The sequence below is a fragment of the Streptomyces sp. CB02261 genome, assembly GCF_001905665.1.
In the GTDB taxonomy this organism is placed as follows: domain Bacteria; phylum Actinomycetota; class Actinomycetes; order Streptomycetales; family Streptomycetaceae; genus Streptomyces.
The window spans coordinates 1-14,622 of the sequence record NZ_LIVX01000014.1 but is presented as its reverse complement, the minus strand read 5'-3'; the positions used below and the strand labels follow the sequence as shown (position 1 = coordinate 14,622).

At 71.7% G+C, this 14,622-nt stretch carries 13 protein-coding genes; 6 read left to right on the top strand and 7 right to left on the bottom strand.

All coding sequences use genetic code 11. The annotated features are described in order from the left end of the window. The first annotated feature begins 160 nt into the window (after positions 1-160). Complete coding sequence (locus tag AMK29_RS33125; RefSeq protein ID WP_073819778.1) at positions 161-946, top strand: hypothetical protein; 786 nt, start codon at positions 161-163, stop codon at positions 944-946. Between the two features lie 32 nt (positions 947-978). Here AMK29_RS33125 and AMK29_RS33120 read toward each other — a convergent pair whose 3' ends face one another. After that, positions 979-1,971: a magnesium and cobalt transport protein CorA gene (locus AMK29_RS33120; protein ID WP_073819777.1), complete on the bottom strand. Its 993-nt coding sequence runs from the start codon at positions 1,969-1,971 to the stop codon at positions 979-981. An 87-nt stretch (positions 1,972-2,058) separates the two neighbouring features. Between AMK29_RS33120 and AMK29_RS33115 the strand changes: the two genes are divergently transcribed. The 4 genes from AMK29_RS33115 to mshC all read left to right on the top strand — a co-directional run bounded on the left by AMK29_RS33115 (position 2,059) and on the right by mshC (position 5,588). Continuing rightward, positions 2,059-2,748, top strand: a complete 690-nt coding sequence (locus AMK29_RS33115; protein ID WP_073819776.1) for a histidine phosphatase family protein — start codon at positions 2,059-2,061, stop codon at positions 2,746-2,748. A gap of 68 nt (positions 2,749-2,816) precedes the next feature. Further along, positions 2,817-3,407, top strand: a complete 591-nt coding sequence (locus AMK29_RS33110) for a DUF3090 domain-containing protein (RefSeq protein WP_073819775.1) — start codon at positions 2,817-2,819, stop codon at positions 3,405-3,407. After that, entirely contained in the window at positions 3,404-4,210 is an 807-nt protein-coding gene (locus tag AMK29_RS33105; RefSeq protein WP_073819774.1) for an SCO1664 family protein, read from the top strand. The genes AMK29_RS33110 and AMK29_RS33105 overlap by 4 nt, the downstream gene beginning before the upstream one ends. Before the next feature lie 148 nt (positions 4,211-4,358). Beyond that, positions 4,359-5,588 carry a cysteine--1-D-myo-inosityl 2-amino-2-deoxy-alpha-D-glucopyranoside ligase gene (gene mshC / locus AMK29_RS33100; protein ID WP_073819773.1) on the top strand — a complete coding sequence of 410 codons (1,230 nt, stop codon included), beginning with the start codon at positions 4,359-4,361 and terminating at the stop codon, positions 5,586-5,588. 150 nt (positions 5,589-5,738) lie between these two features. On the opposite strand, the gene AMK29_RS33095 is transcribed toward mshC, so the two are convergent. The 6 genes from AMK29_RS33095 to AMK29_RS33070 all read right to left on the bottom strand — a co-directional run bounded on the left by AMK29_RS33095 (position 5,739) and on the right by AMK29_RS33070 (position 13,117). Beyond that, entirely contained in the window at positions 5,739-6,845 is a 1,107-nt protein-coding gene (locus AMK29_RS33095) for a PAC2 family protein (protein ID WP_073819772.1), read from the bottom strand. Positions 6,846-6,986: 141 nt separating this feature from the next. Then, the gene (locus AMK29_RS33090) at positions 6,987-8,048 is read right to left on the bottom strand and encodes an LLM class flavin-dependent oxidoreductase (protein ID WP_073819771.1); all 1,062 of its coding nucleotides are present in this window, start codon (positions 8,046-8,048) and stop codon (positions 6,987-6,989) included. A 121-nt stretch (positions 8,049-8,169) separates the two neighbouring features. After that, positions 8,170-9,774, bottom strand: coding sequence for a glycerol-3-phosphate dehydrogenase/oxidase (locus AMK29_RS33085; RefSeq protein WP_073819770.1), 1,605 nt, complete (start codon positions 9,772-9,774; stop codon positions 8,170-8,172). 5 nt (positions 9,775-9,779) lie between these two features. Further along, positions 9,780-11,306, bottom strand: a complete 1,527-nt coding sequence (gene glpK / locus AMK29_RS33080; RefSeq protein WP_073819769.1) for a glycerol kinase GlpK — start codon at positions 11,304-11,306, stop codon at positions 9,780-9,782. 35 nt (positions 11,307-11,341) lie between these two features. Continuing rightward, entirely contained in the window at positions 11,342-12,100 is a 759-nt protein-coding gene (locus tag AMK29_RS33075) for an MIP/aquaporin family protein (protein ID WP_073819768.1), read from the bottom strand. A gap of 252 nt (positions 12,101-12,352) precedes the next feature. Next, a complete protein-coding gene (locus AMK29_RS33070; RefSeq protein ID WP_073819767.1) occupies positions 12,353-13,117 on the bottom strand; it encodes an IclR family transcriptional regulator in 765 nt (254 codons plus the stop codon). A 242-nt stretch (positions 13,118-13,359) separates the two neighbouring features. On the opposite strand from AMK29_RS33070, the gene AMK29_RS33065 reads away from it, so the two are divergent. After that, on the top strand, positions 13,360-14,622 hold a 1,263-nt coding region (locus tag AMK29_RS33065; RefSeq protein ID WP_158071375.1), incomplete at its 3' end, for a homocysteine S-methyltransferase family protein.

The window sequence follows — 14,622 nt, the reverse complement described above, 5'->3', positions numbered from 1 at the left end:
CCGTCACCCAGCACAACGGCTTCACGGGGCCCCCGGTTACGGCCGGGGGCTCACTCTTTCGGCCGAGCCGTACGGCCCTCCTGTTGCCCGCCGCCCCCCACCGCACTTGACTCGCCCCGGGGGCGTACGGAGTGCGGACACGCGCACGGAGGTGACGGCGATGCTCACGGCCAAGGGTCTGTTCCAGGAAATCATCGACAACGACGAGTCGTTCCGGCTCTTCTGCTCCATCGCGGCGAGCGGAGAGACCCAGGGCGGTTGGGAGAACGCCCGGATCGCCGCCCTCGTCGCGCCCGGCATGAGGGACCTCACGCCGAAGATCACCCGGCACGGCGCCGACGAGGACAAGCACGGCCGGATCTTCCAGGCACTGATGAAGAAGCGCGGCCTCACCCCCGTGCCCGTGCCGCCCGACACCGACTACACGATGCTGCTCGAACAGCGCGGCATCGGCCTCGCGCACGACAAGCTCCGCCGCGACGAGCCGCTGACCGAGCGGGACATCGTCGTCTACCTCGCCCACAGCCGGGTCACCGAGCAGCGGGCCGCCGACCAGATGGACATGCTGGTCACGTACTTCGGCGACCACCCCGAACTCGGCAAGGCCATCCACATGATCGACCACGACGAGGCGAACCACCTCGCCTACTGCCACGAGGAACTGCTGCGCCTCGCGCGCGAGGGTCACGGCCGGCTCATCCAGCGGACCCTGCGCGAGTCCGCCCTCGTCGAGATCCAGGTCTACCGCGACGTCAGCCTCGCCGTGATGCGCCACATGGGGCGGATCCTGCGCTGGCCCCGGCCCAAGGCCCTCGCCCTCGCCGCCGGCATCCGCGGCATGTACGTGTACGAGCGCGCGGCGGGGTGGCACCGGATGGTCGACCTGCGGATGCCCGAGCGGCTCGACGCCCTCGGCGGACCCGCGACCCCCGCCCCCGCCTTCTGAGCCCCGTGAGCCCTGCCCGCCGGGGGCAGGGCTCACATCCAGCCGCGCCGCTTGAACAGCCGGTACAGCATGAAGACGATCCCCGACATCACGGCGATCACCACCGGGTACGAGCCCACCCAGCGCAGCTCCGGCATGTGGTCGAAGTTCATGCCGTAGATCCCCGCCACCATCGTGGGGACCGCCGCCATGGCGGCCCACGCCGAGATCTTCCGCATGTCGTCGTTCTGCCGCACCCCCATCTGCGCGAGGTGGGCCGACAGCACGTCGGACAGCAGCCGGTCGAGCCCCTCCACCTGCTCGTTGGAGCGCAGCAGATGGTCGTTGACGTCCCGGAAGAACGGCTGCGAGCGCTCGTTCACGAAGGGCACCGACCCGGCCGTCAGCCGGGCCAGCGGCCCCGCGAGCGGGCCGCTGGCCCGCCGGAACTCCAGCACCTGGCGCTTCGCCGTGTAGATCCGCTCCGCGGTGTTCGCCGGATTGCCGCCGGTCGGCGCGAAGACGTCCGCCTCCAGCTCCTCCAGGTCCACCTGGAGCTCGCCCGCCACGTCGAGGTAGTGGTCCACGATCGCGTCGCCCACCGCGTACAGCACCGCCGTCGGCCCGTGCTTCAGCAGCTCCGGGTCCGCTTCGAGACGGCGGCGCACCTCGGCGAGCGGCGCGCCCTCGCCGTGCCGGACCGTCACCACGAACGAGTCGCCCACGAACAGCATCAGCTCGCCCGAGGACACCCGGTCGCTCTCCGGCTCGTACACGATCGGCTTCAGCACGGCGAAGAGGCTGTCGTCGTAGACCTCCAGCTTGGGCCGCTGGTGCGCCTTCAGGGCGTCCTCCACGGCCAGCGGGTGCAGCGCGAACTCGGAGGTGACATGGTCGAACTCCGCCTCCGTCGGCTCGTGCAGCCCCACCCAGAGGAAGGCGTCTCCCGTGGCCCGCGCCTCGTCGAGCGCGTCGGAGAGGTCGGCGGGGCCGTCCGTACGGCGCCCGTCCCGGTAGATGGCAGAGTCGACAATCACGGGCCGCATTCTCCCCCCGAACACCCCGGGCATGCACGCGGTGTCCTGGCGATCGGGCCGGGCCCGATCGCCAGGACACCCCCTAGGCTGGCCGTCATGGCCACGCTGATCCTCGTCCGGCACGGACGCTCCACCGCCAACACCTCCGGGGTCCTCGCCGGGCGCACGCCCGGGATCGCGCTCGACGAGCGGGGGGCCGCGCAGGCCGCCGCGCTCCCCGGGCGCCTCGCGGACGTCCCGCTCGCCGCCGTCGTCTCCAGCCCCCTCCAGCGCTGCCGGGAGACCGTACGGCCGCTCCTCGGCGCCCGCCCGGACCTGCCGCTGCACGTCGAGGACCGGATCAACGAGTGCGACTACGGCGACTGGTCGGGCCGCAAGCTGGCCGAGCTGAGCGACGAACCCCTCATGGAGGTCGTCCAGGCACACGCCTCCGCCGCGGCCTTCCCCGGCGGCGAGTCCATGCGTGCGATGCAGGCCCGCGCCGTCGACGCCGTCCACGCCTGGAACGCCCGGATCGAGGCCGAGTACGGCGAGGACGCCTGCTATCTCATGTGCTCGCACGGCGACATCGTCAAGTCGATCGTGGCGGACGCGCTCGGCCTCCACCTCGACCTCTTCCAGCGCCTCCACGTCGACCCCTGCTCGGTCACCGTCATCCGCTACACGCGCCTGCGTCCCTTCCTCCTGCGCCTCGGCGACACCGGGGACTTCGCGGGCATCGCGCCCCGGGACCACCCCGACAGCAGCGGGACGGCCGCGGTCGGGGGCGGTGCGGGCGCACCGTGATCGCTTCGCGCAGTAGGGTGGACGCGCCGCTGTAGTACGACCGTCGAGACGCAAGGGAGCCGGGAAACGTGTCCCGTCAGGTGTTCCTCTACGACCCACCGGAGCGTTTCGTGGCCGGTACGGTCGGGCTGCCTGGCCGCCGTACGTTCTTCCTCCAGGCGTCCGCAGGCGGCCGGGTCACCAGCGTGGCCCTGGAGAAGACACAGGTCGCCGCCCTCGCCGAGCGCATGGACGAACTCCTCGACGAGGTCGTGCGCCGCACCGGGGGCAACGCGCCCGTCCCCGCGGTCGCCCCCGCCGAGGTCGCCGACACCGCCCCCCTCGACGTACCCGTCGAGGAGGAGTTCCGGGTCGGCACCATGGCGCTCGCCTGGGACGGCGAGGAGCAGCGCATGATCGTCGAGGCGCAGGCGCTCGTCGAGCTCGACGTGGACTCCGAGGAGGACCTGGCCGAGGCCGAGGAACGGCTCCTCCAGGACGAGGAGAACGGCCCGCCGATGCTCCGGGTCCGTCTCAGCGGCGCACAGGCACGCGCCTTCGCCAAGCGGGCCCTGGACGTCGTCAACGCGGGCCGGCCGCCGTGCCCGCTGTGCAGCCTGCCGCTCGACCCCGAGGGGCACGTCTGCCCGCGTCAGAACGGATACCGTCGCGGAGCATGAGCAGCAGCCCCTCGACGCCGCCGGACGCCGAGCTGCTCGCCCACGGTGAGCTGACCGTCCGCGGCCAGGTCCGCGAGGCCTCCAACGCCGTCCTCTACTGCTCCGTCGCCCACGAGGGGCGGGAGGCGGCCTGCGTCTACAAGCCGGTCGCGGGCGAACGGCCGCTGTGGGACTTCCCCGACGGCACCCTCGCCCAGCGTGAGGTCGCCGCGTACGAGATCTCCGAGGCCACCGGCTGGGGCCTGGTCCCGCCGACGGTGCTCCGCGACGGCCCGTATGGCGAAGGCATGGTCCAGCTGTGGATCGAGGCCGACCCGGGGGCGCGCCTGCTCGCGCTCACCGAGGACGAGGAGGCGGGCGAGGGCTGGAAGGCCGTGGGGCCCGCCCAGCTCGACGAGGAACGCACCGCGCTCCTCGTCCACGCCGACACCCCCGAACTGCGCCGGCTCGCGGTCCTGGACGCCGTCATCAACAACGGCGACCGCAAGGGCGGCCATCTGCTGCCGTCACCCGACGGACGCCTCTACGGCATCGACCACGGGGTCACCTTCCACGTCGACGACAAGCTGCGCACCCTGCTCTGGGGGTGGGCCGGCGAGGAACTGCCCGCCGAGGCGACCGCCGTCCTCGACGCGCTCGACCGCTCCCTGGCGCCGGGAGCGCCCCTCGCCGCCCGTCTGGCGCAACTGCTCACCGGCGCTGAGGTCGCGGCGGTACGCGCGCGCGTGGCGTCCCTCCGGGCCAGCGGACGGCATCCGGTGCCCTCGGGGGAGTGGCCCGCGATCCCCTGGCCCCCGGTCTGAGCGGGCCGAAAGGTTTCAGCCAAGGTCGATGAGGCGGTTGCACCCCTGGGGGGTATGCACGCACGCCTCCGACCCGCAAGACCGCCTAATCGGTCAAGATCCCGGATCCGGTTCGTATCCGGAACACCTGTCCGGTTACGCTCGGGTCATGCATGCCTGGCCCGCTTCTGAGGTCCCCGCCCTTCCCGGTAAGGGCCGCGACCTCCGGATCCACGACACCGCGACCGGCGGGCGAGTGACCCTCGCCCCCGGCCCCGTCGCCCGTATCTACGTCTGCGGCATCACGCCGTACGACGCGACCCATATGGGTCACGCGGCGACCTACAACGCGTTCGACCTCGTTCAGCGCGTGTGGCTCGACACCAAGCGGCAGGTGCACTACGTCCAGAACGTCACGGACGTGGACGACCCGCTCCTGGAGCGCGCGATCCGCGACGGCATCGACTGGGTCGGCCTCGCCGAGCGCGAGACCGCCCTCTTCCGCGAGGACATGACCGCCCTGCGGATGCTGCCCCCGCAGCACTACATCGGCGCCGTCGAAGCCATACCCGGCATCGTCCCGCTCGTCGAGCGCCTCCGGGACTCCGGCGCCGCCTACGAGCTCGACGGCGACATCTACTTCTCCGTCGACGCCGACCCCCACTTCGGGCAGGTCTCGAACTACAGCACCGAGCTGATGCGCCACCTCTCCGCCGAGCGCGGCGGCGACCCGGAGCGCCCCGGCAAGAAGAACCCGCTCGACCCCATGCTCTGGATGGCCGCCCGCGAGGGCGAGCCGAGCTGGGACGGCGGAAGCCTCGGCGCCGGCCGGCCCGGCTGGCACATCGAGTGCGTCGCCATCGCCCTCGACCACCTCGGCATGGGCTTCGACGTGCAGGGCGGCGGCTCCGACCTGATCTTCCCGCACCACGAGATGGGCGCCTCCCACGCCCAGACGCTCACCGGCGAGTTCCCCATGGCCAAGGCGTACGTCCACGCCGGCATGGTCGCCCTCGACGGCGAGAAGATGTCCAAGTCCCGCGGCAACCTGGTCTTCGTCTCCGCGCTCCGCCGCGACGGCGTCGACCCCGCCGCCATCCGGCTCGCGCTGCTCTCGCACCGCTACCGCGACGACTGGGAGTGGACCGACCAGGTCCTCCAGGACGCCGTGGAGCGCCTCGGCCGTTGGCGCGCCGCCGTGTCCCGCCCCGACGGCCCGTCCGCCGACGCGCTCGTCGAGGAGCTGCGCGAGGCCCTCTCCGACGACCTCGACACGCCCACGGCTCTCGCCGCGGTCGACCGCTGGGCCGCGCTCCAGACGGCCGATGGCGGCACGGACGACTCCGCTCCGGGTCTCGTCTCCCGCGCCGTCGACGCCCTCCTCGGCGTCGCCCTGTAGCGAGGGCGCCCAGCCCTGGCCGGCTCGTACGCCACCGCCCCCGGACTCCGACGAGTCCGGGGGCGGTGGCTTTCGACCGGGTGCGCGGTGCGGGTCGCGACCGGCTCCACGCGGTACGGGAGGGGCGGCCGCGCCACCCCTCCCGTACGGTCACTTCTCGGTGTCGTCGCCCGCGCCCTCGGCGGGGGGCTCGGGCCCGTCGGCCCCGCGCGAGCCGTCGTCGCCCTGCTCGGACGCCGCGGCTTCCGGACCCGCGCCTTCCGAGTCCGTCGCGTCCGGCGTCGGAGGCGTCTCCGTGCCCGGTACCGCCTCCGGTCCCGGCTGCTCCGGCTTCGGGGGCCTCGTACGGCCGCCGGCCTCCCGCAGGAACGGTGAGTCGCCGCCGTCCGTCGCCACACCCGGCCCCGGACCGCTGCCCGGCTCACGGCGCCGCAGATACCGCTCGAACTCGCGCGCGATGGCCTCGCCCGAGGCCTCCGGCAGCTCCGCCGTGTCGCGGGCCTCCTCCAGGGTCTGCACGTACTCGGCCACCTCGCTGTCCTCGGCGGCCAGCTGGTCCACGCCCACCTGCCAGGCCCGCGCGTCCTCGGGCAGCTCGCCGAGCGGGATGCGCAGACCGATCAGGTCCTCCAGCCGGTTGAGGAGCGCCAGCGTCGCCTTCGGGTTCGGCGGCTGCGACACGTAGTGCGGCACCGCGGCCCACAGGCTCACCGCCGGCACGCCCGCGTGGGTGCACGCCTCCTGGAGGATGCCCACGATGCCCGTCGGGCCCTCGTACCGGGTCTCCTCCAGGTCCATCGTGCGCGCGAGGTCCGGGTCGGAGGTCACCCCGCTGACGGGGACCGGCCGGGTGTGCGGGGTGTCCCCGAGCAGCGCGCCCAGGATCACGACCATCTCCACGCCCAGTTCGTGGGCGAAGGCGAGGATCTCGTTGCAGAAGGAGCGCCAGCGCATCGACGGCTCGATCCCGCGCACCAGCACCAGGTCACGGGGCTTGTCGCCGCCGACCCTGACCACGGAGAGCCGTGTCGTCGGCCAGGTGATCTTCCGCACGCCGTTCTCCAGGAAGACCGTGGGCCGGTTGACCTGGAAGTCGTAGTAGTCCTCGGCGTCGAGCGCCGCGAACACCTCGCCCTTCCATTCCCGGTCCAGGTGGGCGACCGCGGTGGAGGCGGCGTCGCCGGCGTCGTTCCAGCCTTCGAACGCGGCCACCATGACCGGGTCGATCAGCTCGGGTACCCCCTCGAGCTCGATCACCCAGCGCCTCCTTTTCGAAGTTCCTGTCGTACGGACCAACCTTAAGGCTTTCCGGAGGTCCGCCCGCAGCCCCCGGACTTCCCCGAAAACCCGTGCGGCCTTGATCGACTACCCAGGAACTCGCCTCCGCACACGGCGGTCTCACTCCTCCCAGAGCGTGCTCGGCGCCTCCCTGCGGACCACGGGCGCGATCTCATCGGCGAAGCGCTGGAGCGTCTCGATCTGCTCGGCCGTCGACTGCCCGAAGGTGTCGACCGTGACGGACTGCAGGTCGTGACCGTAATGCGCGTGGTAGCCGAGGAGCTTGTCGATGATCTGCTGCGGCGAGCCGATCAGCTGGGGGCCGTCGGCGATCGCGTCCTCGATCGTGCGGAACGGGGTGTTGTAGCCCGCCTTGCCCTCCAGCGCGGGCCTGAAGCTCTGCCGCACCTTCGCCTCGTACAGGTCCTTGTAACGGGCCACCGCCCGCTCGGGGGTGTCGGCGATGAGCAGTCCGCCGGAACCGGCCGCCACGCGCGCGTGGGCCGGGTCGTGGCCGTACTCCTCGAACTTCTCGCGGTAGTGGGCGATGAGCCGCGCGTACGCCTCACGGGGCTGGATCGCGTTGGCGGTGAAGAGCGGGTCGCCGTGTCTCGCCGCGAGCTCGGGGGAGTTGAGGCTGGTGGCCGAGCCGTGCCAGATCCGGGGCGGACCGGCGTAGGGGCGCGGCACCGTGGTGACGTTCTTCAGCGGCGGCCGGAACTCGCCCTCCCAGTCGACGCCCTCCTCCGTCCAGAGGCGGCGCAGCAGCTCGTACTTCTCCTTCTGGAGGTCCCACTGGCGCTCCTCGTCGAGGCCGAAGAGGTCGAAGTGACCGGCCTCCGCGCCCTTGCCGACGACGAGTTCGAGCCGCCCCCGGGAGAGCTGGTCGAGCGTCGCGTAGTCCTCGGCGACCCGGACCGGATCGAGGATCGCGACCACGGTGACGCCGGTGAGCAGCCGGATGCGGGTCGTGCGGGCGGCGAGCGCGGCGAGCAGCACGGTCGGAGCGGAGGAGAGGAACGGGCCCGCGTGCCGTTCCCCGACGGCGTACGCGTCGAAGCCCAGCCGTTCGGCGTGCTCGCCGAGCGTGACGACCTGCTCCAACCGGTCGGCGGCGGAGAGGAGTTCACCGGAGAGCGGGTGCGGGGAGTGGTGGACGATCGAGAGCACCTGAAACTTCATGCGTCCCACTCTGCGCGCCGAGTGTTGCGGCGGCGTGGACGGCGTGTGGCACGCCGCGGGGGCGGCCCTCCGAGGAGGAACCGCCCCTGCGCGCAGCGGACTTCACGCGTACGCGTGCGTCCTACTTGCCGAGCATCTTCTCGACGTCGGCGCGGATCTCGTCCGTCGCCAGACCGCGGATGGTCAGCGTCGTACGGCGGCGCAGCACGTCGTCCGCCGTCTCGGCCCACTCGTGGTCACGGGCGTAGGCGACCTGCGCCCAGATCTCCGGCGCGTCCGGGTGGATGCGGCGGGCCAGGTCAGGGTTGTCGTTCGCCATGCGCGCGATGTCGAAGGAGAGCGAACCGTAGTGCGTCGCCAGGTGCTTGGCGGTGTCGGCGGCCATCCGGGGGCCGGGGGCGGGACCGTCGACGAGCAGCCGGTGCGCGACCGCGTTCGGGTTGGCGATGCCGGGCAGCGGCAGCCGCTTCGGCAGCGTCGACACCGACTCGTAGTCCTCGCCCAGCGGGTGCCCGGGAAGCTGCTCCAGCTTCCTCATCACCGTACGGCCGATGTGGCGGAAGGTCGTCCACTTGCCGCCGGCCACCGACAGCATGCCGCCGCGGCCCTCGGTGACGACCGTCTCGCGCTTGGCCTTGGAGGTGTCCCCGGGACCGCCCGGCAGCACCCGCAGGCCGGCGAAGGCGTAGGTGATCAGGTCGCGCGACAGCTGCTGGTCGCGGATGGAGAAGGCGGCCTCGTCCAGTATCTGGGCGGTGTCCTTCTCGGTGACCTCGACCTGGCCGGGGTCGCCCTCGTACTCCTCGTCGGTGGTACCGAGCAGCAGCATGTCCTCCCAGGGGAGCGCGAACGTGATGCGGTACTTGTCGATCGGGGTGGCCAGGGCGGCCTTCCACGGCGAGGTCCGCTTGAGGACCAGGTGCGCGCCCTTGGAGAGGCGGATGGAGGGGGCCGCGTTCGGGTCCTCCATCTTCCGCAGGTGGTCGACCCACGGGCCGGTCGCGTTGAGCACCAGACGGGCGCTCACGCCGAACTCGTCGCCGCTGGTGCGGTCCTTGAGCTCGGCGCCGGTGACCCGGCCGCGGGTGAAGCGCAGTCCGGTGACCTCGGCGTGGTTGAGGACGGTGGCACCGGCGTCCACCGCCGCGCGGACCGTCATCAGGGCCATGCGGGCGTCGTTCATCTGGTCGTCGCCGTAGACGGCCACGGCCTTCAGGTTGTCGGTCCGCAGCTCCGGCACGTCCTGCGCGGCCTTGGCGGGGGAGAGCAGGTGTCCGACGCCGTCGCCGAACGCCGACAGGGCGCTGTACGCGAAGACGCCGGCGCCGAGCTTGGCCGCGCCGTGCGGGCCGCCCTTGTAGACGGGCAGGTAGAAGGTGAGGGGGTTGGCGAGGTGCGGTGCCACCTGGCGGGAGACCGCACGCCGCTCGAAGTGGTTCTCCGCCACCAGCTTCACCGCGCCGGTCTGCAGGTAGCGCAGACCGCCGTGGAGGAGCTTCGAGGAGGCGGAGGAGGTGGCGCCGGCGAAGTCGCCGGCGTCCACCAGGGCCACCCGCAGGCCCGACTGCGCGGCGTGCCAGGCGGTGGAGATGCCCAGGATGCCGCCGCCGATCACCAGGAGGTCGTACGTCGCCTTGGAAAGCCGGTCCCGGGTCTCGGCGCGGCTCGGGAGGGAGCCGGACGCCGGGTGCGTCCCGAGGGCAGGGACGCTCTGCAGGGTGGTCATGTGTCTTACTCCTCGTCCTCGATCCAGCCCATGGTCCGCTCCACGGCCTTGAGCCAGCTCTTGTACTCGCTGTCACGCCTGTCGGCGTCCATGCGAGGGGTCCATTCCGCGGCGCGGCGCCAGTTGGCGCGCAGCGCGTCGGTGTCCGGCCAGAAGCCGACGGCCAGGCCGGCGGCGTAGGCGGCACCGAGGCAGGTGGTCTCGGCGACCATCGGGCGCACGACGGGCGCGTCCAGGAAGTCCGAGAGGGTCTGCATCAGCAGGTTGTTGGAGGTCATGCCGCCGTCGACCTTGAGCGCGGTCAGTTCGACGCCGGAGTCCTTCGTCATGGCGTCGGTGATCTCGCGGGTCTGCCAGGCGGTGGCCTCCAGCACGGCACGGGCGATGTGCGCCTTGGTGACGTACCGGGTGAGGCCGGCGATCACGCCGCGGGCGTCGGAGCGCCAGTACGGGGCGAACAGGCCGGAGAAGGCCGGCACGAAGTAGGCGCCGCCGTTGTCCTCGACCGAGGACGCGAGGGTCTCGATCTCGGCCGCGGACTTGATCAGGCCCATCTGGTCGCGCATCCACTGCACCAGCGAACCGGTGACGGCGATCGAGCCCTCCAGGGCGTAGACCGGCTTGGAGTCGCCGATCTGGTAGCCGACCGTGGTCAGCAGGCCGCTATAGGAGTTGATGATCTTGTCACCGGTGTTCATCAGCATGAAGGTGCCGGTGCCGTACGTGGACTTGGCCTCGCCCTCGGCGAAACAGGTCTGCCCGAAGAGGGCGGCCTGCTGGTCACCGAGCGCGGAGGCGACCGGGACGCCGGCGAGGGCCCCGTCCTTGACGTGGCCGTAGATCTCGGCGGAGGAGCGGATCTCGGGGAGGACGTTGAGGGGGACCCCCATCGACTCCGCGATCTTCTCGTCCCAGGCCAGCGTGTGCAGGTTCATCAGCATGGTGCGCGAGGCGTTGGTGACGTCGGTGACGTGCACGCCGCCGTCGGCGCCGCCGGTCAGGTTCCAGATGACCCAGGAGTCCATGGTGCCGAAGAGGATGTCGCCGGCCTCGGCGCGCTCGCGCAGGCCCTCGACGTTGTCGAGCATCCAGCGGATCTTCGGGCCGGCGAAGTAGCTCGCCAGCGGCAGGCCGGTCTCGCGGCGGAAGCGGTCCTGGCCGACGTTGCGGCCGAGCTCCTTGCAGAGGGCGTCGGTGCGGGTGTCCTGCCAGACGAGGGCGTTGTGGACGGGCTCACCGGTGTTCTTGTCCCAGAGCAGGGTGGTCTCGCGCTGGTTGGTGATGCCGATGGCCTTGACGTCGGCGGCGGCGATGCCGCCCTTCTCCAGGGCTCCGGCCACCACCTCCTGGACGTTGGTCCAGATCTCGGCGGCGTCGTGCTCGACCCAGCCGGGCTTCGGGAAGATCTGCTCGTGCTCCTTCTGGTCGACCGAGACGATCCGGCCGTCCTTGTCGAAGACGATGCAGCGGGAGGAGGTGGTGCCCTGGTCGATGGCCGCGATGAAGGGGCCGGAGGTGTGGGCGTCGGTCACGGTGTGCTCCTGGGGAAGTCTGGAGGAAGGACGGCTCAGGCGAACGCGAGGGTGTAGATACCCGCGGCGAGGGCTCCACCGATCAGTGGACCTGCGACCGGGATCCAGGCGTAGCTCCAGTCGGAGCCGCCCTTGTGCTTCAGGGGAAGCAGCGCGTGCACGATGCGCGGGCCGAGGTCACGGGCCGGGTTGATCGCGTAGCCGGTCGGGCCACCGAGCGAGAGGCCGATGGAGACGACGACGAACGCGGTGATCAGGGCGCCTATGACGCCGAGGCCCTTGCCGCTGTCGTTCAGGCCCTGGGTGAGCACGGCCAGGACGAGCACGACGGTGCCGATGATCTCGGTGGCCAGGTTCTGCCAGGTGTTCCGGATCTCGGGGCCGGTGGAGAAGACGCCGAGCACCGGGCCGGGGCCCTCGATCGGCTTCTGGCCCGAGGCCTCGGGGTCGTCGAGGTGCGCCTGGAACTGGCCGTAGTAGGCCACCCAGACCAACGCCGCGCCGATCATGGCGCCGAGCATCTGGCCCGCGAAGTAGACGGGGACGTTGCCCCACTCCCCGTCCTTGATCGCGATGCCGACCGTGACGGCGGGGTTCAGATGGGCGCCCGAGAGGGAAGCCGTCATGTAGACGGCCGTCATGACGGCGAAGCCCCACCCGAAGGTGATCGCGAGCCAGCCCGCGTTGCGGGCCTTGGAGCCCTTGAGCGTGACGGCGGCGCACACACCGCCGCCGAGCAGAATGAGAACGGCGGTACCGATGGTCTCGCCGAGGAAGATGTCGGAGCTGGACACCCGCGACTCCTTTGTCCTTCGTCCAGGGGAAGGCGAACCCCGGGTCCCTCCGGTGGTTCGCGCCCTCGTGTGAGGGCGTCACCGGCCCTTGGCACTGCCACACTCTAGCGCGTATTGCCGTTAGGTGTTCGGCAATGCCGACCGGTGAACGGAAGTTTTGCCCTCAGGTCAACAGCGCGTCAAGGGTCCGGGATGCGAAAAACCCGCCGATGGCAGGATCGTTACCGGCGGGTTCAGGCGTACGGGGAGGACTCAGAAGCGTCCGGCCCCCAGATCCCGGGACACCGCGCGGGCGCAGTCCCGTACCGCCGCCACCAGCTCCGCGCGCAGCTCCCCACCGGGGCAGAGCCGCTCCACGGCGCCCGTGACCGCCACCGCGCCCACCGGCATCCGGCGCCGGTCGTGGATCGGCGCCGCCACCGAGGCCACGCCCTCCCAGGTCTCCTCCACGTCCGCGGCCCAGCCCCGGGCCCGCGTCATGTCGAGCAGCGACTCGAAGGCCACCGGCTCCGTGGTCGTCCGGGGGGTGAACGCCTCCCGCTCGACCTCCAGCACCTCGCTGTGCGCCACCGGGTCGTACGCCGAGAGGACCTTGCCCAGCGCCGTGGAGTGCAGCGGCTGCATGGCCCCCACCTCCAGGACCTGGCGGCTGTCGTCCGGCCGGAAGACGTGGTGGACGATCAGCACGCCCTTCAGGTGCAGCACCCCCAGGTGCACGCTCTCGCCGCTGGACCGGGCCAGGTCGTCCGTCCAGACCAGGGCCCGCGCCCGCAGCTCGTGCACGTCCAGATAGCTGTTGCCGAGGCGCAGGAGCTCCGCGCCGAGCTGATAGCGGCCCGAGGCCGCCTCCTGCTCGACGAAGCCCTCGGCCTGGAGGGTGCGGAGGATGCCGTGGGCGGTGCCCTTGGCGAGCCCGAGCGTGGACGCGATGTCCGACAGGCCGAGCCGGCGCTCGCCGCCCGCGAGCAGTCGCAGCATGGCCGCCGCCCGTTCAAGCGACTGGATGTTCTTCGCCATCGCCCGGCCTTCTCCCTCTCACGTTGTTCGACAATGCTGAACACTATCGGTCGATGCCGACCTTGTGTCACACATGACAGTGTCGGACAAGAACGGGCCGGACCGGGAGTCCCCGCACACAGGATGCCGTCCGCCCCGTGGGACGCCTTGTCCACCCCGGCCCGAGCGCGGTTACGCTGGGCCCGTGCGCCCTCCACCGGGGGTGCAAAGCCGACAGCCGTCGCATCCCAGGGAGCTCATCCATGGCCTCGTTGCCGACCCCTTCCGCAGACAGCCGGAACCGCGCCGCAGCCCTTCGCGAGGCACTCGCCAGCCGAGTGGTCGTCGCCGACGGCGCCATGGGCACCATGCTCCAGGCACAGGACCCCACCCTCGAGGACTTCCAGAACCTCGAAGGATGCAACGAGATCCTGAACATCACCCGGCCCGACATCGTCCGTTCGGTCCATCAGGAGTACTTCTCCGCCGGCGTCGACTGCGTCGAGACCAACACCTTCGGCGCCAACCACGCCGCCCTGGGGGAGTACGACATCCCCGAGCGCGTCCACGAACTCTCCGAGGCCGGTGCGCGCATCGCCCGCGAGGTCGCCGACGAGTTCACCGCCGCCACCGGCCGCCAGCGCTGGGTCCTCGGCTCCATCGGCCCCGGCACCAAGCTCCCCACCCTCGGCCACGCCCCCTACACCCTGCTGCGCGACGCCTACCAGCAGAACGCCGAGGGCCTCCTCGCCGGCGGCGCCGACGCCCTGCTCGTCGAGACCACCCAGGACCTGCTCCAGACCAAGTCCTCCGTCATCGGCGCCCGCCGCGCCCTCGACGCCCTCGGCGCCGACGTGCCGCTGATCGTCTCCGTCACCGTCGAGACGACCGGCACCATGCTCCTCGGCTCCGAGATCGGCGCCGCGCTCACCGCGCTGGAGCCGCTCGGCATCGACATGATCGGACTGAACTGCGCCACCGGCCCCGCCGAGATGAGCGAGCACCTCCGCTACCTCGCCCGCCACTCGCGCATTCCGCTCTCCTGCATGCCCAACGCCGGCCTGCCCGTCCTCACCTCCGACGGCGCCCACTACCCGCTCAGCCCCGCCGAGCTCGCCGACGCCCAGGAGACCTTCGTCCGCGAGTACGGCCTCTCCCTCATCGGCGGCTGCTGCGGTACGACCCCGGAGCACCTGCGCCAGGTCGTCGAGCGGGTCCAGGGCCTCACCCCCGGCGCGCGCGACCCCCGCCCGGAGCCCGGCGCCGCCTCGCTCTACCAGACCGTGCCGTTCCGCCAGGACACCGCGTACATGGCGATCGGCGAGCGCACCAACGCCAACGGCTCGAAAAAGTTCCGCGAGGCGATGCTCGAAGCGCGCTGGGACGACTGCGTCGAGATGGCCCGCGACCAGATCCGCGAGGGCGCGCACATGCTCGACCTGTGCGTGGACTACGTGGGCCGCGACGGCGTCGCCGACATGGAGGAGCTGGCCGGCCGTTTCGCGACCGCCTCCACCCTCCCGATC

Bases quoted from the DNA above. Each gene is read 5' to 3' on its own strand.
- AMK29_RS33120 (WP_073819777.1), bottom strand. From the start codon at position 1,971: ATGCGGCCCGTGATTGTCGACTCTGCCATCTACCGGGACGGGCGCCGT.
- AMK29_RS33125 (WP_073819778.1), top strand. From the start codon at position 161: ATGCTCACGGCCAAGGGTCTGTTCCAGGAAATCATCGACAACGACGAG.
- AMK29_RS33115 (WP_073819776.1), top strand. From the start codon at position 2,059: ATGGCCACGCTGATCCTCGTCCGGCACGGACGCTCCACCGCCAACACC.
- AMK29_RS33090 (WP_073819771.1), bottom strand. From the start codon at position 8,048: ATGAAGTTTCAGGTGCTCTCGATCGTCCACCACTCCCCGCACCCGCTC.
- mshC (WP_073819773.1), top strand. From the start codon at position 4,359: ATGCATGCCTGGCCCGCTTCTGAGGTCCCCGCCCTTCCCGGTAAGGGC.
- AMK29_RS33105 (WP_073819774.1), top strand. From the start codon at position 3,404: ATGAGCAGCAGCCCCTCGACGCCGCCGGACGCCGAGCTGCTCGCCCAC.
- AMK29_RS33085 (WP_073819770.1), bottom strand. From the start codon at position 9,774: ATGACCACCCTGCAGAGCGTCCCTGCCCTCGGGACGCACCCGGCGTCC.
- AMK29_RS33070 (WP_073819767.1), bottom strand. From the start codon at position 13,117: ATGGCGAAGAACATCCAGTCGCTTGAACGGGCGGCGGCCATGCTGCGA.